Here is an 18,486-nt window from a genome sequence, read left to right as displayed (position 1 = left end):
CTGGTGAAGCGGCTGGCGAGGGCCGCGTAAGGTGAGGTGGGAGACTTTTACGACAGCCTCTTAGTCACCCGGCACCCGAAGGCGGTTGCGCGGGTTCCCGAAAGAGTTCCCCAAGGTATAGGGATAAGACATGTGGGGCCTATGAAAACATAGGCCACGTGCCCGGCCGTGCCCAGGAACCGATAGGTCCCTCTATGTTTGCCAGCAAACCCTGTGCTAAGGTCGCAGAATATTTGCGGGATAGTCGTAGATTTTCCGCGAGGTCTGGGTGTAGAATTCCCCCGCTTTCTCACCGACCATCTCCTCGAGGCCCTTCAGGACACCCCTGTGGTCTTCCTCGCCGGGGCCAGGCAGTGGGGAAGAGCATCCTGGTGCGCGGCCTGGGATACGGCCGCTACCTGACCCTAGACGACTCCCTGGGCTTCCGGTCCATCCCCACGTGCGTGGGGACTACGCGAAGCCTCGTGGGTCCCTCAACTACCATGTCGGTCCATCCCCACGTGCGTGGGGACTACGGGATCGGACGGGGAGATGGTGGACGGGTGGGCGGTCCATCCCCACGTGCGTGGGGACTACTGAGAAATCTTGACGGAGCGAAGGGCACCCAGCGGTCCATCCCCACGTGCGTGGGGACTACGATTTGGCATATGGGCCGTAAACAGAGCCGACCGGTCCATCCCCACGTGCGTGGGGACTACTGGGTCCTGGATGTGGTGCGGGCCCGGGCCACCGGTCCATCCCCACGTGCGTGGGGACTACTCCCAGCCCGTCCACCCGGACGCCCCGGACCACGGTCCATCCCCACGTGCGTGGGGACTACCCTCATCGACGGGATGGTGGAGGCTATTCTAACGGTCCATCCCCACGTGCGTGGGGACTACTTGAAGCGCTCCTGGCCCGCCTGGAGGAGCGCCGGTCCATCCCCACGTGCGTGGGGACTACACATGACCCAGACGGCAAAAACACCTTCTTACCCCCTGCTAAGGGTTTGTAAAGAGAACTATTCCGAAGTTGCGTTGTCAAGATCCCCGCGCGTTGCCTTGGCCATGCGCCTTAGCTTTTCAGCCTTACGCAAAGCCTCGGCGGTGCGCACCGACACCAATACTATACCATCAAAGTCCCGCAAAGAACGATCCTGGTAACCGTGAAGCCTTAGAGCAAAGCCTTGCTCGTTGTTCGTACGCCAGGCCATGGCGCAACGACCATCCCCAGCCTTCTCCACAACCTTCTCCCAGAGAAGATCCCGCACCACAGCACTCACCCGCCCCACAAAAACGCCAGTGTCTAGTTCTAGAAGCCAGCGGGTGAGCTCACCCCTCAGGCTCCTCGGTACCTTCTCCAGGATCATCACCACCATAAGCCACGCCCCCTTCCACTTCCCCTTCCGGGTCCCAAAGCTCCCCAGGGCGAGTGGGGTCTTCTTCTTCCTCCTTGGCCTCCTCGGGCAGGCCAAGGCCTTGGAAAAGGTCCAGGAGGTCCTCCACCATCCTTTCCAGGAGCCTAGTCTCCCGGATTCGCTCCCGAAGCTTCTGACGCACCCGGCGCTCCACCTCGAGGTCCCCCTCCGCCGCTGCCAAGAAAGCGGTGGGCACCAGGACCTCGGTTTTGTAGAGATCGGCCACATCGTAGACAAAAGAGAGAAGCTTTCCCGTGTGGATGAACCCCAGGGCGGGGCTAAAACCTGCGCTCACGATGGCCGCATGGGCCAGACCATACAGGTAGGCTGCTCCCGCGGAAAGGGCCCGGTTCACCGGGTCCGAGGCCGCCCAGTCCCGGCGATCGTAGCTACGGCCCTTCCACGGCACCCCTGTTTCCCGGCTCCAACGGGCGTAGGCGGCCCGCACCCGTACTCCCTCGAGGCCCCGCACCTGCTCCAAGCTGAGGTCCCGGGGCAAGGGTTCCTGGAAGCGTTTTTCATACAGGCGGTACACCACCTCTAGGTGAAGCCTTGGATCAGCCCAGGCCCGGGCTTGACGCTGGAGGCGGAGGGCGCTGCGGGTGTCCCCCAGACCCTGGGCGTAGAAGCGGGCATACCCCTCCCCTACCCAGCACACCGTGCAGCCGTTGCCGGCGAGGGCCCGGATAGCGGCATGGGTGATGCGGGTGCCGGGCCCCAGGAAAAGCACCCCCAGGGCGGCCACCGGCACCAAGGTGAGGCCCTCTCGGTCGTAGACGCCAATGCCTTGGGCCTCCTGCTCCAGGAAAGCGTGCTCCACGTAAAGGTATGAAAGGCCATCCCGGAACTTGGGAAGCTCCTTCAGGTTGCGGGCCGGGGGAACGGGGGGCATGGCCTAAGGACGCAGGGAGAGGAGGCCGAGGCCCAACGCCTTCCCCGGGCCAATACCCCGCTCCAGGGTTTGCAGGGCCGCCTCGGGGTTCACCACCTCCAGCACCCCCTCAAAGAGCACCGCTTGGACTTGGACCAGGTGGCCGTCCTTATGGCGCATCTCCAGGAAGATGTCCTGACGGATGTCCGCTAGGAGACGCCCGTCCTTTTCCAAAAGGCGAAAACCCCCCTCCCGCAGCTTTCGCTCCAGCCAGAAGAGCTTTTCCTCGCGGGTCTTGAGGGCCACCCGTTCCCCGGTTTCCCGCGCTCGCTTGCTAGGGTTAGCCCGGAGGCGGAAGCGCAGGACCTGCCCAGGGCGCAGGGCAGGGCGGAAGGGCTTGGGAGGGAAAACCCGGGCATACCCCTCTTCCAGCACGCTCCAGTCTGGCTCGGTGAGGGTCTGCACCAGGACCACGGGGTCCTCGAGGCCCCGGGTGGGCTCCAGGCGCCAAAGGAGCCGCTCTTTCTTCTCGTCTAGAGCCCGGGACACCGCCCGGGAGAGGGTACGGTGCATCTCGTAAGGGTTCGCCAGGTCCTTGCGGGCGGCTTTGGAACGCAGGTCAAGCACCAGCTTGCTGATCCACATGGGGTACCTCCCTCAACCTGACCCGCTCTTTCGGAAGAAGCTCTTCCCGAACGTACCGGGCACCAAACCGGCGCGCGGCGAACGGGGCGATGGGCTGGTCGTACACCAGCCGGCCCTCCGCCGCTTCCAGGACAAGGAGAAGATCGTCCCGAGGCCTGTTCGGAAAGAGGAAGGGGTAGTTCTGCAGGGCCTCCTCCAGGGGCTCTTCCCGCAAGCCGTCTTCCAGGTAAGGCGGGGGGCTTGGCACGTACCCCTTCCGGCCCAGGTAGAGGACGAAGCGGGGGTTCAGGAGGGCCCGGTGGGCCTCCTCCAGGAGGGGCCTGGGCCCCTCGAGGCCCACCAGGAAGGCGGCATCGGAGAGGTAGTACCTTTGGCTGACCACAGTGGAGTTTTCGGAGTCTATACGAATAGGTATGTGGGGGATCGTCTTTTGCAACCACTTTTTTTCCTTCTGTGTATTGACCGCAACATAACCCTTAGCCTTGTAAACAAACTGGGCCGTCTGGTAGTCCATCCGCAGGACTCCCTTCCGGTCCACCCGCACCCCCATGCGCAGGGCGGCCAGGTCGGAGACGTCCTCCCCCCGGTCCCGGCCCAAGGCGGCAGCCAGGAGGCCCAGAACGCCGCTTTTGGTGGGGTAGGGCCAGGTGTCCCGGTGGTCAAAGCGGCTCCGGGTGCCCCAGGACTGCATGGGGCCTTGGAGCCGAAGCAGGAGCGTGGGCATGCTAACCTCCCGGGGCGAGCAACTCCTTAAGGGCCTCCTCCGCCCTCTTCCTCAGCCCGCCTAGCCCATCCACCAGGTCAATGCCCCGGACCTCTGCCTCGGTGAGGTTTAAAGCGCCCTTCCACTCGGGGTCTAAAGCGCCGTAAGCCCGGTCAAACTTGGCCCACTCCCGGACTAGTGCCTCCACGGAAAGGGCAGAAAGGGCTTTGCCTTCCTTGGGCCAGATGGGCCTTTCAAAGGCGGTGGCCAGGTTGCGGGGCAACCCCACCCCAGCACGGAAAGCCAGAAAGAGGGGCGGGTTGTGGGCGGCAAAACTGTTCTGCTTGCCCGAGGGCAGGGTGAGGGCGAAGGCCTCCAAGAAGGCCAAGGCCCCCTTGAGGGCCAGCTCCTTGTCCCCTTGCAGGTTCTCCAGGAGCTTATCCAGGTTCACCACCGCGTAGCGGTAGAGGGTGGCGGAGTAAAACTCCACGTCCCCCATCATCCCTGCCCCCGTCTCCTCCTTGGGGTTCAGGTCGTCCACGGCGGTGTAGAAGTCAAACTCCCGGTCCACCTTGTGGGTAGAAAGGGCATGGGCCACCTGGCAGGCGGCGTCCACGCCAAACTCGGGGGAGTCCGCCAACATCCGGCCGAAGAGGGCCAGGTCCACCGCCTTGCCCCCGTCCAGCGCCTTTTCCAAGGCCTTCTTGAGCTCCCCGTCCACCTCGGCTTTCTTCTTGCCTTTGGCTTCCTGAGCGGTGAGGGCCTCGAGGTTCTCCCGAATAATCTGGGCCAGCTGGTCCAGCTCCTTCTCCCCCAGGAAGAGGAGGTACTCCGTCCTCCCTTCCTTTACCCCAAGACCCAGGGCGTTCAGGGCGTATTCCACCGCCCGCTGGGCCTTGTCCTCGGGCACGTCCTCCAGCCGCTTCAAAAGGGCCTCTAGGAGGCGCTTGGTGCGCACCGCCCGCTCAGCCTCGGAAAGGAGGTGCCACTCCCTAAAGGCCACCCGCACCGCCCGCTTCTGGGCCTGGCTGGAGATGCGGGCGCGGCGGAAGCCGCCGAAGAGGGCGTCCTTGGGGCTTCCCGTGTCGTCCCGGTTCAGGTTGCTGGGGGCCACCGTCTGGATCACGTGAACTTCCAGAAGCTTCATGCCTTCACCTCCTCTATCTCCTCTTGCGTCTCCTCTTCCCGCACGCCGTAGTACTCCCGGGCCCAGCGGGCCTGGACCCGCCTCCTCCCGTCAAACCAGCGGAGGAGGTCCTCAAGCAATTTGGCGAAGTCTAAACCGCCTTCCACCAGGCCCACCGCCTGGCGCAGGCGGAAAGGGAGCTGGTCCCGGTCCGCATCCAAAAGGGCCAGGAAACGCTTTTCCACGCTCTTGGAATCCCGGGCCTGCTCGGCTTGCCTAAGGGCCTGGGCCAGGGTGCGCCCCTCCTGGTAGGCCCCGTCCTTCAGGGCGTAGAGGGCGGCCACCAGGTAGTGGGCCTCCCGCTCCCACCCCCCCTCGGCCACAAAGCCCTCCACGTAGGGGAATACGGGCGGGTATTCCCCAGGTGGGAAAGCCAAGCTTCTCCGCAGGGCTGCCCGGGCCGCGGTCCAGGCCCGGCTTCCCTTAAGCCTCTCCAAGTGATCCACAAAGACCTTGCTCATGGTGTCTTCCCCTCCTTTTCCTGCCTGGGGGCCAGGACGGAGCCCATGGCCCTTTCCCCCTCCGCCAAAGCCTTGAGGTGCCTCCCTTCCGTGCCCAAAAAGGCGCGGGTTTCCTCCCAGGCCCGAAGGGCCGCCCGCCGTACCTCCTCCCGCCAGAAGTCCATGGCCCCCGGCCCGGCGAGCTTTTCCAGGAACTGGGGGAAACGTCCATCCAGCTCCGCCCAATAAAGCCGCAGGAGGGGAAGGGAGTCCTGGAAGCGGCGAAGCTCCTCCGGGTCTTTGTCCCCCAGGAGCCCTTGGGCTACCCGCCGGGCTACCCCGGACAGTTCCTTGCCCACCTCCTCGGCCAGCTCGAGGCCCTTCTGCAAAAGCGCCTCCGCCACCGGGGAGAGGAAACCCTGGGGCAGGGGGTAGACCTCCCGGCGCACATCCAGCACCTTGGCCTGGTCGGACACCTGGCCCAGCACCCGAAGCTCCCGCCTTAGGCCCAGCTCCTCTGCCAGCCGGAGCGCATGGGCTAAGGTGGCGGGAAAGCTCTCCCCAGCCGCGGGGAGCATGGCGGAGAAGTCGCGCCAGAAGCTCTTCTCCACGCTAAGGCGCAAGGGCGACACCTGGCCCTTGGCATCCAGGCGGTGGGCCACCATGGGGTCGTGGAACCCCACCTCCAAAGGTTTCACCCCAGGACCGTAGGCCATCTCCCGCACCCCCGTTCCCTCGTCCAAGAGGCACACCCCCCGGCTGGGCCAGGCGTAGACCAGGGCAGCGCCCTGAAGGGGCCACTTGGTGGCGTGCCCCGCCACGTCCTGGGTACGGAGGGGAGAGCGTTCCCACACGGGCACCCCGGGGTCCTTTTGGGGCACCAGGTTCAGGACCAAGGTCTGGAAAAGGTTCTCCCCCACCACCAAGAAGGCGGCGGGCCGGGCCAGGGGGGCATCCTCGGCCGAGGTGACCCCAAGCCGCTTAAGAAGCCCGCCAGGAGCGTAAGCCTGGTGCACCAGGAGGGCCCTAGCCGCCTGGGCATAGGAGGTCATGGGGACGTTCTCCTCCGTGGTGTGGTCAAAGAGGGTGGGGTTGTTGCCGCTTGCCATCTCCGGCAAGAGCTTGGCCCAGGGGAGGGGGTCTTTGGTGGGCAGGTCAGGGATTTGCAGGAAGGGAGCCTCTTCGTGGAAAAGATAGAAGCGGTCGTAGAATCGGCTTAGGTAGCCCTCCAGGGCCTTTGAGTCCAACTCTCCCCGCTCCACCAAGTCCAGAGCATCCCAAAAGTCCCCGAGCCGGGGCAGGGCCCGGTAGAGGACCGCCAGGAGGAGGCGGTGAAGGGCAGCCTCCTCGAGGGGGGAGGGGGTATCAATGCGCTCTATGGCCGGGGCCCTGACCAGAGCATCCCTTAGGCTTACCTCCCGCACCCGTCCGCCCTCGCGCACGGGAATCCAGGGTTCTTCCAGCAGGTTGAACTTGGCCAAAGGACACCTCCTAACTGCAGGTTACGGGGCCAACCCGTCATCCGCTGTCGGATTTAACCTGACCCGTACACCACCCCCAGCTCAGGGTCTAGCTCCACCCGCACGCCGCCATACACCCGACCCACCTCTAGGTGCCTCAGGCCCCGTAGGAGGCCGCTTCGCCGCCAAGCGGGCGGGGGGTCTTCCCTAAGGAGGACCTGGGGAATGGGGTAGCGGGAAAGCCGCACCGCCCGGGACCAAAGGGCCACCGCCTCCTCCTGGGAAACCTCCTCCCCCTTGAGGCGCACGGGGCGCTTGCCTTCCGGGTCCAGGGCCCAGCTTTCCCCCACCCGGTAAAGGGGCACCACCGGTATGCTGGGGTCGCCCAAACGGGTGAGAACGCGCTGGGTCCTCTTGTTCTCCGCGTCGTCGTCCAGCTTGAAGGCGGCGGTCAAGGCACTGGCCTCGGTGTCGGAGAGGAGGGCCTTGAGGTCCATGAGGGACAGGTTTTCCGCCGTCTTGGCCTCCTTCTCCCAACGATCTTGTAAGCGCCCGTAGCTTTCTTCCGCCCGTTCCCTCAGATCCTCCGGGAAGTCCACCGGGAAGCGACTGTAGACCTCCTCCAGGAGGGCCTCGAGGTCCTCCGGCACCCCAAGGGCCTCCCGGTCCTTCAGGGAAAGCCAGGTGGAAAGGAGGAGGTAGTCCTCGTAAACCTTATCCCAGCGAAGCTCCTCGCCGAACTCGGGCTTGCCCTGGAGGCCCCCCACCAGGAGGAGGGGCTCCCCATGCCCCTCAGACCTCTCCCGCTCGTGGCGGTGGAGCCGCCCCAGACGTTGGAAGAGGAGGTCAATGGGGGCAAGGTCGCTATAGAGGAGGTCAAAGTCCAGGTCGAGGCTCTGCTCTGCCACCTGCGTGGCCACAAGGATGGCCCTTTCAGGCCTGGGGCCTCCCTTGCCGAAAAGGCTAAGGGCCACAAGCTCCCTCAGGGCCCTTTCCTCCGCGGGGAAGCGGGCGTGGAGGAGGAAGACCAGGGTGCCGTCCAGAAGGCGCTTCCCCACCACGAAGTCCCCTTTCTCTCCCCGCGCCTTCCAGAGTTCGCCCCAGGAGCCCTCCGAGGCAGGATGGCCAAGGGCATCCAAAAGCCCCTCCAGGGTAAGCCTTCCCCCTTCCCCCAAGGCCCGGTAAAGGGCCTGGGCCCGGTCCACGGTGTTCACCATGGCCCCCAGGGCCCCGGGGAGCCTACGCAAAAGCTCTCCTGCCAGGGCCTCCGGCTCCACGGGGGCGGCCTGAAGGCGCACCCGCCTGGACTTCTGGGGCACGTGCTTGGCCCCCAAAAGCTTCCCCCCGGCGAAGGCCGCCACCCGGGGGTAAGGCGGTAACCCCTCCACCGGAGCCTCCCAGGCCTTAAGGAGCTCCTCCCGCTTGGCCTTGGGCAGGGTGGCGGTCATGAGCACCACGCTGGAGCCCAAGGCCCTAAGCCAGCGGAGGAGGGCCAGAAGAAGCCCCGAGGTATAGGTATCGTAGGCGTGCACCTCGTCCAGGATCACCACCCGGTTCATGAGCCCCCAGAGGCGGATGAAGTGGTGCTTTACCCTCAGCACCCCCAAAAGGGCCTGGTCCAAGGTGCCCACCCCATGGCCTGAAAGCATAGCCCGCTTCCTGGCGGAGAACCAGGCGTAGGCCCCCACCCCGCCTTCCTCCCCGTCCTGGGCCATGGCCACCCCCTTTTGGGGGTCATACTGGGGGTCATACACCTGCGCGGGCTTGGAGCTTTCCAGGAGCTTTTCGTACTCCGGGTTCAGGAGGGCTGCCCCGTGCTGGAGCTGGAGCTCCAGGAACTCCCCTGCCGCCAGGCGCTCCAGGAAAGCCCTTACCCGGGGGAAAAGCCCGTTGGCCGTGGCTTGGGTAGGAAGGGCCACGTAAAGCCCCCGGTGCCCCAAGCGTTCCTGGAGGCGGTGGTAGGCGTATAGAGCGGACTCGGTTTTCCCCAGGCCCATGGGAGCCTCCACCAGGAGAAGAGCGGGTTCCCGAATTTCCTGGACCCCATCCAGGAGGGAGGAGACCGCCTCCTGCAAGGGGTTCGGGGCAAAGGGGAAGAGGTCCCGAAACTCCCTTTCCCCCTTGGAAAGGGGCTTGGGCCAGCGGAGGCTCTTTAGGGCCTCCCGGGCCTTCTGAAGCGCCTCTTCCCAGTAGCCCGGGGCTGTGGGGTCCCGGCCATAGGGGAAGAGGGTGGGGTCGGAGGCGATCCAATCGGCAAAAGAGGCCAGGGCCATCACGCGGAGGAGGGCCTCCGGGCTGGGGTCGGGAAGAGAAGAAAGGGGCTCAAGGCCCAGGGCCTTCGCCAGGGCTTCCACCAAATAGGCCCTGGCTTCCCGCCAGCTTTGGGGCTCGGCCTTCACGTGCTGCTTTCCTAAGGTGCGCTCCCGCTCCTCCGCAGGGAAGCCGTGGTGGGCTCCCAGAGCCTGGGCCAGGAGGTAGGCTGCCCTTCGGGATAAGCCCCATTCCCGGAGAACCTTCCTCAGGTAGAGGTCGGTGAAGACCCCGTGGGCCACCCAGGACTCCCGGATCAGCTCCTCGTCCCAGGTTAACCCAGCCCCTCGCACCCGCTTGGCCCCCTCGGGCCAGGCCGCCTGGAAGACGGGGCTTGCCTTGCCCAGGTCGTGAAGGCCGGCCAGGAAGGCGGTGAGGCGTAGGGCCTTTTCCTCCTCTAGCTTCCAGTCCTCGGCGTAGAACCTGCGAGTACGGGCAGGTTCCTCCTCTAGGACCGCAAGGGCCACCGCCGCGGTGTCCAGCATGTGGGCCAAGAGGGGGTGGAAGGGGTCCCCACTCTTGGCCCAGAGGGCTAAGGCCGCACGCTTGAAGTCCATGGGCCCACCCTACCCGCCCAAGGCGACAGGGGCTGTCGCCTTTTCCAGGACCTGCCTGGCCTCCGCCAGCCAGAGCTCCCGGAGCTCCGGGGGAGAAAGGACCTCCACCCGGGGCCCGAAGCTCTGGACCCAGGCCAGGACTTCCCAAGGTACCCCGCCCTTGAAAGGAGCCGCCCATAGCCGGGCCAGAAGGCTCCCATCAGGGAGTTCCCGCTCCACCCGCAGGCCCGGGTAGTCCCCCTCCAGCACCCGCCAAGCGGCCTCGGGGGCAAAGCGGAGGCGCACCTCCACCCCATCTTCCCGCACCCCCACCACCCCCCAGGCCTGGCGGAAGTAGACGTTCGGATCAAAGTTCTGAGGGAGGTGGTAGGTTTCTTCCAGAAGGCGGGCGTGGCGCATACGGGAGAGCTTGAAGGTGAGGACTGCCCGGTGGTAGGTGCGCTCAAAACCCACCGCGTAGAGGCCCAGGTTGGTGCGGTTGGCCTCGAGGAAGTACACCAAAAGCTCCTTCGGCCGCCAGTTCTTGGAGCCCCCAGAGCGGTACTCAAAGGCTAGGACGCGCCTCTCCAGGAGGGCCCGGGCCACCATTTCCAGGGTGCGGGAGTCCCCCTGGCGCTCCTTCAGGCCCTCGGTGCTCTTTAGAAGGAGGCCACGCAGGGGCTCGGGGAGCATCCGGGCCAGTTTTTCCAGGGCGCTCCCATACTGTCGGGTTGGGGCCTGGTGGTAAAGAAGCCTCCCCGCCGCGAAGAGGGCCAAGGCCTCCACAGGGTGGAGGGCAGGCGGGGCATCCCTCAGGCGGTAGCGCCCCCAAGCCACCCGCTCCAGGGGGTAGCCCTGGAGGACGAGGGCCTCGAGGTCCCGCTCCACCGTGCGGGGACTCACCCCATAGCGCCGGGCCAACTCGGCCACGCTGTAGGGCCTGAGTTTCAACTCTTCCACGAGGTCCAAAAGGCGCTCGGCTTTGGGTTTTCCTGGCATCCTGGGCGAATTATAGCTCAGGGATATGGTATCCTTAGAGGCAGGGGCTTGCTGTTCCTTCTCCTCAGCCCTACTGGCCAAGTTGCTAGAGCGGATCTTGACAACCCGAACCCGAATTCGGGGTATTGCTTGGAATAGATCCTGTAAAATACCCTTAGAAGGGGGGCAAACGAGGTTTTTGCCGTTCTGGTCATGTGTAGTCCCCACGCACGTGGGGATGGACCGCCCAGCGCTGGACGAGGGCCATTCAGCAGGTCGTAGTCCCCACGCACGTGGGGATGGACCGCTGGTCCTTCAGCGCCCCGACTCAGGTAGAGCGTAGTCCCCACGCACGTGGGGATGGACCGGGCCACCACCACCATTGCAGGACGGAAGTACCGTAGTCCCCACGCACGTGGGGATGGACCGCTGAGCGCGCGTTCAGGGCCGCTGCTCGCGCCGTAGTCCCCACGCACGTGGGGATGGACCATGTGGTGCTCAACCTCACCTACCGCGGCCACAGTAGTCCCCACGCACGTGGGGATGGACCGCTGACGCTGCGGGGCAAGGGAAAGCGGGGAGTGTAGTCCCCACGCACGTGGGGATGGACCAGAATGGCGAGCATCGGACGCTGACTGGTGGAGTAGTCCCCACGCACGTGGGGATGGACCGGTCCTCCAGCCTAGCATTCACGGCCTCTAGTGTAGTCCCCACGCACGTGGGGATGGACCGCGGCCCGCATCGCCGAGGAAGCGGACCGCAACGTAGTCCCCACGCACGTGGGGATGGACCGGTAGGCCAGGGCAAACCCCTGGTAGTTCCGTTGTAGTCCCCACGCACGTGGGGATGGACCGTTCCGCTCCCAGGGCAGCGATTACCCTGTCCAGTAGTCCCCACGCACGTGGGGATGGACCGACTAGAGGCCGAAACCGGTGAGCAGCAATTCCACCCCAAAGGTCAATGGATTTCAGCGAAGGCCTGGCGAACCCTCGCTAGGAGGACCTCGGCATGGGCCAGCGCTTCCTCAGCCTCTTCACGGGTGTAGGCTTCCTTTGGGATCAAGCCGGGCAATGCATCCGGATAACGGGTGGGTATGTAGAGCTTGTCCAAGGCCAGGGCTAAGGAGAAAAAGGGTGCGAACCTCTTCCCCCACTCCCCTGGTAAGTCACGCACAAGTCGGGCAAGGCTATGCCCCCAGGGATCCAAGCCTAGAGCGAACCAAAGGCCCTTTAGGGCTTTCTCTCCGGCCTGTTGAGCCATAAAAGCGGCTTGAGCGTGCTTGCCTACCGTCAGGAGAACCCTGCCGGCCTCCAGGTCATCTTCGGCCTGGAGTAGCCAGCGCTCCCCTTCAAGCCGCCTCTTTTCCACGCTCATAAAGGGGCACAGCCTCCTTTAGAATCCCCCGTAAGAAGGGGAGATCCTGTCTTTCGATCAGCTCCTCGGGGGTGAGCACCAAGGCCTCCACGGGCCATGGGGCGTCCTTAAGGAGCTCCAGCACCAGTCCGATCCGTTTTAGAGGCGGCAGGTGGGTGCGGGCTACCACCAGGAGGTCCAGGTCGGAGCGGGCATCCGCGGTACCCCGGGCATGGGAGCCGAAAAGGTAAACAGCCTCGAGGTCTAGGGCTTTCCGAAGCCTCCGCACCGCTTCTTCGAGGTATGGAGCCAGGGCCTCCACACCCCCAGTGTATCCCAGCCAATTTCGAGCCCGGGTACTTTGGCCGGGGCTGGGTGATCCTGTGTTGGGGAGGGGTGCTGGTGGTGGGATCGGATCCCCGGGCGGAGGAGAGATTGGGCACAAAGAAATTTAATCGTGAATATTAGCACAAATACCGTGCACAAACGCTACTACCACTCACGCCAGCCCTTCCCTAAGGCATACAGGTACACCACCGCTGCTTCACCGGCACGGTGGGCTGCGGTGTGAATATCCAGGTAGAGCACTAGGCCGTTGCCCTGGGCCCGGGCCGAGTCCGCAAACACACCCAGCCACCCTGTACCCAGGAGGCTTGTTTAGGTGAGAGCATCCCGTCGGTTCACACCGCCTCCAGTTACCGGCGGATGAAGCCCTGTACTGCCTTGGTAGCCTCTTCTGGGGTGATGGCCTTGGCAAAGGCCCTACCCACAGGGGTTTGGGGGCCTTCCACCTTACCTCCCAGTTCCAACGCTGCATCCCGGGCCAAGGCCAGGTGGGCTTCCTCGTTCATGGCGATGCTGGCCGCTGCCGAGAGGACCGCCTTGTTCTGGATCAGGGGAATGGCTCCTAGGTAAGCTCCCGTAAAGGCGGTCTCCAAGGCGATCAAGGTTTCCAAGACCTTGAGCCGGCTGGCAGCGTCAAACCGGAGGTCCCCATAGGTGAACTGGGGCCGGGTTACAGGGGTGGCCTTAAAGGGGCCCGCTATCGTGTCCCTAAGCGCCTGCACGTGGGCCTCCTCGTGCTTGAGAGCCTCGGCCAGGTAATCGCGGATGTCTCCAGGGAAGGGCACCATGAGGGCCCGGGTGTAGAAGTCGCTGGCCAGGTACTCGGCGGTAAGGGCCAGGTTGAGGATATCCAGGTCGCCCACCCCTTTGGACTGGGCCAGGGTCTGCCCCAAGAGGCCCTTAGCGAAAGCCGTGGACAACCCAACCGCGGTCAACACCTTCACAAACTGCCTGCGCACCATGGTTTTCTCTTGCATCCTCTCATCACCTCCCATGAGGGGGCACCTTTGCGCCCTCGTCCTACCCTTCGCAGGGAGGTGGGGTTTTGGATTTACCGGGGAAGACCGAACAGGGTGGTGGGTTTGGAACTTCCCCCGGGAGGCTCCAGGGAAATGGCCACGGCCAGCGCTTCTGGGGGAAGGCGCAGGGTCTTAAGGGGAAGGCGGAAGGTGGAAAGGGGCAGGGGTTCCCCATGGTCCAAGCCCCAGGCCTGGAAGACTTTGCCCTTAGGGGGAGACCCATGGAGAAGGATCAAGGCCGTGCGGTCAGCCCTCAGGATCGCCCGGCCCACCACCTCCCCTTGTGGGCTCACCAAGGTGATTACCTGGGTGGTCGGCTCGCGGAGGGTGAGGAGCCAACCCCCTCCCAAATAGGTTCCGTACCCCAGAGCAAGTATGAGGAAAACCGCTGCCGCTTGCCTCAGCCAGCCCCAGGGCGCAGGCCGCCGAAGGGCGCGGATGCGGGTCATCACCTTGTCCTCGAGGCCCGGGGGAACGGGGGCAGGGGGCACCGCCTCCGCCAGCTGGGAAGCGGCCTCCATCCAAGCCTTGGCCTCAGCCCAAAGCTCAGGGTAGGAGGACAAGGCCTCCTCCACCCGGGAGCGCTCCTCCGGGGAGAGGGCGCCTAGGGCATAGAGGGGTAGGAGTTCGCGCACCTCCTCAGGGTTCACGGAGCACCTCCTTAAGGCGCAATAGGGCGCGCCTAACCCGGGTCTTTAGGGTGCCCAGGGGGATCCCCAAAAGCCTGGCCGCCTCCTGGTGGGAGTGTCCGCGGTAGTAGAGAACCTGGATAACCTCTCGCTCTTCGGGATCAAGGTGCCTTAAGGCGCCTTGGAGACGGATGCGGTCCAGATGACCCTCCTCGTTCAGGCCGTCTCCCGGTAGGTCGAAAGCCTCCTCTGCCTCGTCCGCTTGGGGCTCCAGGAGCTTAGGGCGGGCCTGCAGGCGGCGGAGGAAATCCACGGCGGTGTGGTGACCAATGGCCAGGAGCCAGGCTCGGGCCGAGGCCCGGCGAGGGTCAAACTGGCGCGCGTTTTTCCACACCCTAATGAAGGCTTCCTGCACCACATCCTCCTGAGCGTTAACATCCAAACCCATCCTGCGAGCCAGTCCCAAGAAGGCCCCCGCGTAGCGCTGGAAGAGCCACCGTAGGGCCTCCTCCTCGCCCCGCGCTACCAGGGCTAGCAGGGCTTCATCGGAAAGACCCTCGAGGCTCATCCTCCGCCCATCCTACCCTACGCATGTTCCCAGGGGATTGGTTTCAAGGGTGGGATCCAGACCTGGTCGCTATACCGCATGAAGCCCCAAGAATCGCAGGGCAGCCAGGGGGTTGAAGGAGAAAGCCTCCAAGGCCGCCTCCTTCCGACGAACCCCTTTGGGGTTTAGCCACGACACCAGGTGCGCCCGCAACACCGCCAGCACCTCGCCCCCGCACCTGAAAAGCATCCTCCCGCACCCACCCCAAAAGCTTCCCCTGGTTCCCCTTCAGGACCAAAAGGTACTCCCCCCTTTGCCCCCACCTAGCGGGCCACCTCGGGGTACAGGAAGCCTGCATCCCCCACCACCACCTTCCCTAAGAGCCCCTCGGCCCCCAGGCGTTCCAAAAGCTCCAGAAGAGCCCTATCCTCCCTCCCCTCCGCCCTGGCCTGGGCCAGGGTGCGCCCCAGGGAAAGGGCCCATGCCTCCACCAGGTGCACCTGGGGGCTCTTGCCCTTGCCGCTTCCCCGCAGGACCTTGCCGTCGGCTACCAGGACCTTTTCCCCTTCCAGCTCCCCTTCCGGGAAGACCTTGGCCAGGGCCTCTGCCAGGGCCTTAGGGTCCAGGTGGGGGAGGAGGTGGGGGTTGGCGCGGGCGGTCAGCCCGTCAGGCCTGGGATAGGGCTTCGCGCAGGGTCATGGAGAGCCATCTACCCCAAAAGGGGTACAACGGTCAAGTCTGGGGGGAAGGGAAAGGGAGACGGTCGGTGGTCCCAGCCCGGCACTGGCCGTTATCTGGTGGCCGATGGACTCGAGCCCGCCCTTTCCGTGTGGGGGAGGAGCTGGCGAAGCGTATACACCGCTGAATGCTATTAGGAGGGGAAGCCCATCGCAGCCATTCGGCGGCGTTTATGGAGCTGATCGCACACGGCCTGAGGTTGTTATTTCCCTTTCGCCTCTCCAGAGGTGTACTGGCCGATATGCCAAGCACGCCAGCCGATCTTGACACGCATGGTGCGGGAGGATATACTGGGCCAAACGAGGTTAGGAAACTAACTACGCTGATGACCGGCACGGCTACCCCGCCCATTGCGGATTTGCAAGCCTTAGGCTTCAGCCAGTATGAAGCCAAGGCTTATCTTGCCCTCCTTCGGGGCGGGCGCCAGAAAGGGTATGAAGTTGCAAAGGAAAGTGGGGTACCCCGCTCGATGGTCTACCAGGCCTTGGAGCGCTTGGTGGCCCGGGGAGCTGCGTACCGGACAGAGGATAAGGAAGGGGTTTTTTACGGAGCCGTTCCTCCCGAAGAGCTTCTCTCCCGGTTTGAAAGGGATCTGGCGCGGAAAATAGCCCGCGCCAGGGAGAGCCTGCGTCGCATAGGGCCGGAGCGTCCTGCCGAGGCCATCTGGCGTGTGCGGGGCCCTGGGAAAACTGTAGCCGAGGCCCAGACCCTGGTGGAACAGGCACACCGGGCCCTCACCCTTTCCCTATGGCAGGAACAGCTGGACATTCTTCAGGATGCCCTAGTAGAGGCACGGAGACGCGGGGTCCGCATCCGCCTTGTCCTTTTCGGAAACCGGGCTGATCCCGAACTGGGGAAGATCTACTACCATCACTTCGTTGACCCCAGGGTGGTAGAGGGAAGGCTTCGGGCACGGCTTTTTGTCGTGGTGCGGGATCACGAGGAAGTGGTGGTGGGAAACCTGGTTGGGGAAGGGGAGAGCTGGGCGGTGCGGACCAGGGATCCGGCGCTGGTCCTGGTGGCGGAGGAGTACGTGCGACACGACGTGGTGCTGGCGGAGATGACACTTGCGTACGGCGCGGACAAGCTCACCGCCCTGTGGACGGGACGGGAGGATCTCAGGCAAATGGTGACGGGGGAGGAGGTTCATGGAGCTCCTTGACCTCTACCGGCTCATGTACCGCATCCGCCGCTTTGAGGAGCGGGTGGAGCGCCTCTTTCTTGCGGGAAAGATCCCTGGCTTCGTCCACCTCTACATCGGGCAGGAAGCCGTGGCGGTAGGAGTCTTGGCCCACTATCGTCCGGGGGACTACCTCACCAGTACGCACCGGGGCCACGGGCACGCCCTGGCGGTGGGGGTGGATCCCAAGGCCATGATGGCGGAGCTCTTTGGCCGCGCCCCTGGGATCTGCCAGGGAAAGGGGGGGAGCATGCACCTCTTTGATGCGGACCGGGGGATGCTGGGGGCCAACGGCATCGTGGCTGGCGGTATCCCCATTGCCGTGGGTGCCGGGCTGGGGCTCCGGGTTTTAGGGCGGGAGGGGGTAGTCTTTTGCTTCTTCGGGGATGGGGCCTTAGGCCGCGGGGTGCTCCACGAGGGACTGAACCTGGCGGCCTTATGGAGGCTTCCCGTGCTCTTTGTTCTGGAAAACAATAGGTATGCTTCCACCACCGGTTTTGCGGAGAGCCATGCCTTCCGTGTTCCCGCCCTGGTCACCGCCTATGGGGTGCCGTATCTGGAAGCGGATGGTACCGACGTGGAGCAGGTCTATGGGGCTACGGCTGAACTCCTCTCCGGCATTCGCATGGGCCGGGGGCCAGCTTTCCTGGAGGCGCACACCTATCGCTTCAAGGGGCATTATGTGGGTGATCCCGAGCGGTACCGGAGCCGCCAGGAGGTGGAGGAAGCCCGAAGAAGGGATCCCTTGGCCAACGCCCGGGGTAAGCTCCTGGCCTCAGGCGTTGCCCAGAAAGAACTCGAGGACTTGGAAAGGGAAGAGGAGGAGCTTTTGGAGGAGGCGGTGGCCTTTGCGGAACGCAGTCCCTGGCCGGACCCGGAGGAAGCCCTGACAGACCTATTCGCCGAGCCGGTGGGCGACTACCCGTGGGGGGAGGGATGAGGGAGATCACCTTCGCCGAGGCCACCCGCGAGGCCATGGAGGAGGAGATGGCCCGGGATCCCCGGGTCTTTCTCATGGGGGAAGACATTGCCAAGCAGGGGGGCATTTTCGGACAGTTCAAGGGGTTGCCGGAGCGGTTCGGCCTGGAAAGGGTTCGGGATACCCCTATCAGCGAGCCCACCCTGGTGGGGGCGGCCTTGGGGGCGGCGCTGGTGGGTGCCCGTCCTGTCTTGGACATCCACTTTGCGGACTTCCTCCTCCTGGCCATGGATGAGCTGGCCAACCAGGCGGCCAGCATCCGCTACATGTCCGGGGGCAAGCTCCGGGTTCCCTTGGTGATCCGGGCCCCGGATGGGGCCATCCGTTCCGCCGGCGCCCATCATTCCAAGAGCCTCGAGGCCCTCTTCCTCCACCTGCCGGGCTTCAAGGTGGTGGCCCCCGCTACCCCCAAGGATGCCAAGGGTCTATTAAAAAGCGCTATTCGGTCCGAGGACCCCGTGCTCTATCTTGAGCACAAGGCCCTTTATCCGCGAAAAGGGCCTGTCCCCGAGGAGGAGTACTTGGTCCCCTTGGGCCGGGCGGAGGTGATCCGCCCGGGGAGGGACCTCACCCTCATCAGCTACTCCCTGACCCTGCACAAGGCCTTGGAGGCTGCCGAACTCCTGGCCGGGGAGGGCGTGCAGGCGGAGGTGGTGGACCTGAAGACCCTTTATCCCCTGGACTGGGATACCCTGCTGGCCTCCGTGGAAAGGACGGGCAGGGCGGTGGTGGCCCACGAGGGGTGGCGCTTCCTGGGTCCGGGTGCCGAGATCGCCGCCACCCTAGAGGAGAGGCTTTGGGAAAAGCTCAAGGCCCCTGTGGCGCGGGTGGGAGCGGCCCACGTGCCCATCCCCTTCAGCCCTCCCTTGGAGCACCGGGTTCTTCCCCAGGTGGAGGACATCCTCAAAGCGGCAAAGGAGGTGTTGGCGTGGCGCTAAAACCCATCCTGATGCCCCAGCTCGGCCTTACCATGCAGGAGGGAACCTTCCAGGGTTTCCTCAAGGAGGTGGGTGAGGGGTTTCGCCGTGGGGAACCCCTCTTCCGGGTGGAAAGCGACAAGGCCCTGGTGGAGGTGGAGGCCGAGGCGGATGGCATCTTGCGGGAGGCCTTGGCGGAGGTAGGCAGAACCTACCCCGTGGGCGCAATTCTGGGGTACTACGAGGAGGTGTGA

The 18,486-nt window shown here is 64.7% G+C and carries 20 protein-coding genes and 2 CRISPR repeat arrays; of the genes, 4 read left to right on the top strand and 16 right to left on the bottom strand.

Annotation, left to right across the window (positions count from 1 at the left end):
• Positions 1–425 precede the first annotated feature (425 nt).
• A CRISPR array of direct repeats spans positions 426–942; the repeat unit is 29 nt; unit sequence CGGTCCATCCCCACGTGCGTGGGGACTAC.
• A 58-nt stretch (positions 943–1,000) separates the two neighbouring features.
• The 16 genes from cas2e to C2847_RS12555 form a co-directional block, all read right to left on the bottom strand.
• On the bottom strand, positions 1,001–1,357 hold the full coding sequence (gene cas2e / locus C2847_RS05375; RefSeq protein ID WP_164835644.1) for a type I-E CRISPR-associated endoribonuclease Cas2e: 357 nt from the start codon (positions 1,355–1,357) through the stop codon (positions 1,001–1,003).
• Positions 1,311–2,288: a type I-E CRISPR-associated endonuclease Cas1e gene (gene cas1e / locus C2847_RS05370; RefSeq protein WP_105317436.1), complete on the bottom strand. Its 978-nt coding sequence runs from the start codon at positions 2,286–2,288 to the stop codon at positions 1,311–1,313. The genes cas2e and cas1e overlap by 47 nt, the downstream gene beginning before the upstream one ends.
• 3 nt (positions 2,289–2,291) lie before the next feature.
• Complete coding sequence (cas6e, locus tag C2847_RS05365; protein ID WP_105317435.1) at positions 2,292–2,912, bottom strand: type I-E CRISPR-associated protein Cas6/Cse3/CasE; 621 nt, start codon at positions 2,910–2,912, stop codon at positions 2,292–2,294.
• Positions 2,887–3,636 (bottom strand): type I-E CRISPR-associated protein Cas5/CasD, encoded by a 750-nt coding sequence (cas5e, locus tag C2847_RS05360; RefSeq protein WP_105317434.1) that lies wholly within the window; start codon positions 3,634–3,636, stop codon positions 2,887–2,889. The genes cas6e and cas5e overlap by 26 nt, the downstream gene beginning before the upstream one ends.
• Before the next feature lies 1 nt (position 3,637).
• Positions 3,638–4,762, bottom strand: a complete 1,125-nt coding sequence (cas7e, locus tag C2847_RS05355) for a type I-E CRISPR-associated protein Cas7/Cse4/CasC (RefSeq protein ID WP_105317433.1) — start codon at positions 4,760–4,762, stop codon at positions 3,638–3,640.
• Positions 4,759–5,262 (bottom strand): type I-E CRISPR-associated protein Cse2/CasB, encoded by a 504-nt coding sequence (gene casB, locus C2847_RS05350; RefSeq protein WP_105317432.1) that lies wholly within the window; start codon positions 5,260–5,262, stop codon positions 4,759–4,761. Before casB ends, cas7e begins: the two co-directional genes overlap by 4 nt.
• Positions 5,259–6,722, bottom strand: coding sequence for a type I-E CRISPR-associated protein Cse1/CasA (gene casA / locus C2847_RS05345; protein ID WP_105317431.1), 1,464 nt, complete (start codon positions 6,720–6,722; stop codon positions 5,259–5,261). Before casA ends, casB begins: the two co-directional genes overlap by 4 nt.
• A gap of 53 nt (positions 6,723–6,775) precedes the next feature.
• On the bottom strand, positions 6,776–9,568 hold the full coding sequence (locus tag C2847_RS05340; protein WP_105317430.1) for a CRISPR-associated helicase/endonuclease Cas3: 2,793 nt from the start codon (positions 9,566–9,568) through the stop codon (positions 6,776–6,778).
• A 9-nt stretch (positions 9,569–9,577) separates the two neighbouring features.
• On the bottom strand, positions 9,578–10,546 hold the full coding sequence (locus C2847_RS05335; RefSeq protein ID WP_105317429.1) for a helix-turn-helix transcriptional regulator: 969 nt from the start codon (positions 10,544–10,546) through the stop codon (positions 9,578–9,580).
• A 196-nt stretch (positions 10,547–10,742) separates the two neighbouring features.
• A CRISPR array of direct repeats spans positions 10,743–11,440; the repeat unit is 29 nt; unit sequence GTAGTCCCCACGCACGTGGGGATGGACCG.
• Positions 11,441–11,482: 42 nt separating this feature from the next.
• Positions 11,483–11,899 carry a HEPN domain-containing protein gene (locus C2847_RS05330; RefSeq protein WP_105317428.1) on the bottom strand — a complete coding sequence of 139 codons (417 nt, stop codon included), beginning with the start codon at positions 11,897–11,899 and terminating at the stop codon, positions 11,483–11,485.
• Entirely contained in the window at positions 11,874–12,200 is a 327-nt protein-coding gene (locus C2847_RS05325) for a nucleotidyltransferase domain-containing protein (protein ID WP_105317427.1), read from the bottom strand. Before C2847_RS05325 ends, C2847_RS05330 begins: the two co-directional genes overlap by 26 nt.
• Positions 12,201–12,573: 373 nt before the next feature.
• Positions 12,574–13,200, bottom strand: a complete 627-nt coding sequence (locus C2847_RS05320; RefSeq protein ID WP_244187360.1) for a ferritin-like domain-containing protein — start codon at positions 13,198–13,200, stop codon at positions 12,574–12,576.
• A 74-nt stretch (positions 13,201–13,274) separates the two neighbouring features.
• A complete protein-coding gene (locus C2847_RS05315) occupies positions 13,275–13,892 on the bottom strand; it encodes an anti-sigma factor (protein ID WP_105317425.1) in 618 nt (205 codons plus the stop codon).
• A complete protein-coding gene (locus C2847_RS05310; protein WP_105317424.1) occupies positions 13,882–14,439 on the bottom strand; it encodes a sigma-70 family RNA polymerase sigma factor in 558 nt (185 codons plus the stop codon). Before C2847_RS05310 ends, C2847_RS05315 begins: the two co-directional genes overlap by 11 nt.
• Before the next feature lie 69 nt (positions 14,440–14,508).
• Positions 14,509–14,667, bottom strand: a complete 159-nt coding sequence (locus C2847_RS12270) for a hypothetical protein (protein WP_164835641.1) — start codon at positions 14,665–14,667, stop codon at positions 14,509–14,511.
• Between the two features lie 74 nt (positions 14,668–14,741).
• Positions 14,742–14,918, bottom strand: coding sequence for a hypothetical protein (locus tag C2847_RS12555; protein WP_244187359.1), 177 nt, complete (start codon positions 14,916–14,918; stop codon positions 14,742–14,744).
• A gap of 365 nt (positions 14,919–15,283) precedes the next feature.
• Here C2847_RS12555 and C2847_RS05300 point away from each other — a divergent pair, with 365 nt between their 5' ends.
• Genes C2847_RS05300 through C2847_RS05285 form a run of 4 tightly spaced genes read left to right on the top strand, consistent with a single transcriptional unit; the run spans position 15,284 to position 18,486 of the window.
• On the top strand, positions 15,284–16,318 hold the full coding sequence (locus C2847_RS05300) for a helix-turn-helix domain-containing protein (protein ID WP_105317423.1): 1,035 nt from the start codon (positions 15,284–15,286) through the stop codon (positions 16,316–16,318).
• Positions 16,305–17,276 (top strand): thiamine pyrophosphate-dependent dehydrogenase E1 component subunit alpha, encoded by a 972-nt coding sequence (locus C2847_RS05295; protein ID WP_105317422.1) that lies wholly within the window; start codon positions 16,305–16,307, stop codon positions 17,274–17,276. The genes C2847_RS05300 and C2847_RS05295 overlap by 14 nt, the downstream gene beginning before the upstream one ends.
• Positions 17,273–18,253, top strand: coding sequence for an alpha-ketoacid dehydrogenase subunit beta (locus C2847_RS05290; RefSeq protein WP_105317421.1), 981 nt, complete (start codon positions 17,273–17,275; stop codon positions 18,251–18,253). Before C2847_RS05295 ends, C2847_RS05290 begins: the two co-directional genes overlap by 4 nt.
• Positions 18,244–18,486 (top strand): lipoyl domain-containing protein, encoded by a 243-nt coding sequence (locus C2847_RS05285; protein ID WP_105317420.1) that lies wholly within the window; start codon positions 18,244–18,246, stop codon positions 18,484–18,486. Before C2847_RS05290 ends, C2847_RS05285 begins: the two co-directional genes overlap by 10 nt.

The organism is Thermus tenuipuniceus (assembly GCF_002964845.1).
Classification (GTDB): Bacteria; Deinococcota; Deinococci; order Deinococcales; family Thermaceae; genus Thermus; species Thermus tenuipuniceus.
Note: the sequence above shows the minus strand (reverse complement) of the source record. Positions and strands in the feature narration are given on the sequence as shown.

What these genes read in the sequence shown, in the direction of transcription:
- cas2e (WP_164835644.1), bottom strand. Translation starts at nt 1,357, where the DNA reads ATGGTGGTGATGATCCTGGAGAAGGTACCGAGGAGCCTGAGGGGTGAG.
- cas1e (WP_105317436.1), bottom strand. Translation starts at nt 2,288, where the DNA reads ATGCCCCCCGTTCCCCCGGCCCGCAACCTGAAGGAGCTTCCCAAGTTC.
- cas6e (WP_105317435.1), bottom strand. Translation starts at nt 2,912, where the DNA reads ATGTGGATCAGCAAGCTGGTGCTTGACCTGCGTTCCAAAGCCGCCCGC.
- cas5e (WP_105317434.1), bottom strand. Translation starts at nt 3,636, where the DNA reads ATGCCCACGCTCCTGCTTCGGCTCCAAGGCCCCATGCAGTCCTGGGGC.
- cas7e (WP_105317433.1), bottom strand. Translation starts at nt 4,762, where the DNA reads ATGAAGCTTCTGGAAGTTCACGTGATCCAGACGGTGGCCCCCAGCAAC.
- casB (WP_105317432.1), bottom strand. Translation starts at nt 5,262, where the DNA reads ATGAGCAAGGTCTTTGTGGATCACTTGGAGAGGCTTAAGGGAAGCCGG.
- C2847_RS05340 (WP_105317430.1), bottom strand. Translation starts at nt 9,568, where the DNA reads ATGGACTTCAAGCGTGCGGCCTTAGCCCTCTGGGCCAAGAGTGGGGAC.
- C2847_RS05335 (WP_105317429.1), bottom strand. Translation starts at nt 10,546, where the DNA reads ATGCCAGGAAAACCCAAAGCCGAGCGCCTTTTGGACCTCGTGGAAGAG.
- C2847_RS05330 (WP_105317428.1), bottom strand. Translation starts at nt 11,899, where the DNA reads ATGAGCGTGGAAAAGAGGCGGCTTGAAGGGGAGCGCTGGCTACTCCAG.
- C2847_RS05320 (WP_244187360.1), bottom strand. Translation starts at nt 13,200, where the DNA reads ATGCAAGAGAAAACCATGGTGCGCAGGCAGTTTGTGAAGGTGTTGACC.
- C2847_RS05310 (WP_105317424.1), bottom strand. Translation starts at nt 14,439, where the DNA reads ATGAGCCTCGAGGGTCTTTCCGATGAAGCCCTGCTAGCCCTGGTAGCG.
- C2847_RS12270 (WP_164835641.1), bottom strand. Translation starts at nt 14,667, where the DNA reads ATGCTTTTCAGGTGCGGGGGCGAGGTGCTGGCGGTGTTGCGGGCGCAC.
- C2847_RS05300 (WP_105317423.1), top strand. Translation starts at nt 15,284, where the DNA reads ATGCTATTAGGAGGGGAAGCCCATCGCAGCCATTCGGCGGCGTTTATG.
- C2847_RS05295 (WP_105317422.1), top strand. Translation starts at nt 16,305, where the DNA reads ATGGAGCTCCTTGACCTCTACCGGCTCATGTACCGCATCCGCCGCTTT.
- C2847_RS05290 (WP_105317421.1), top strand. Translation starts at nt 17,273, where the DNA reads ATGAGGGAGATCACCTTCGCCGAGGCCACCCGCGAGGCCATGGAGGAG.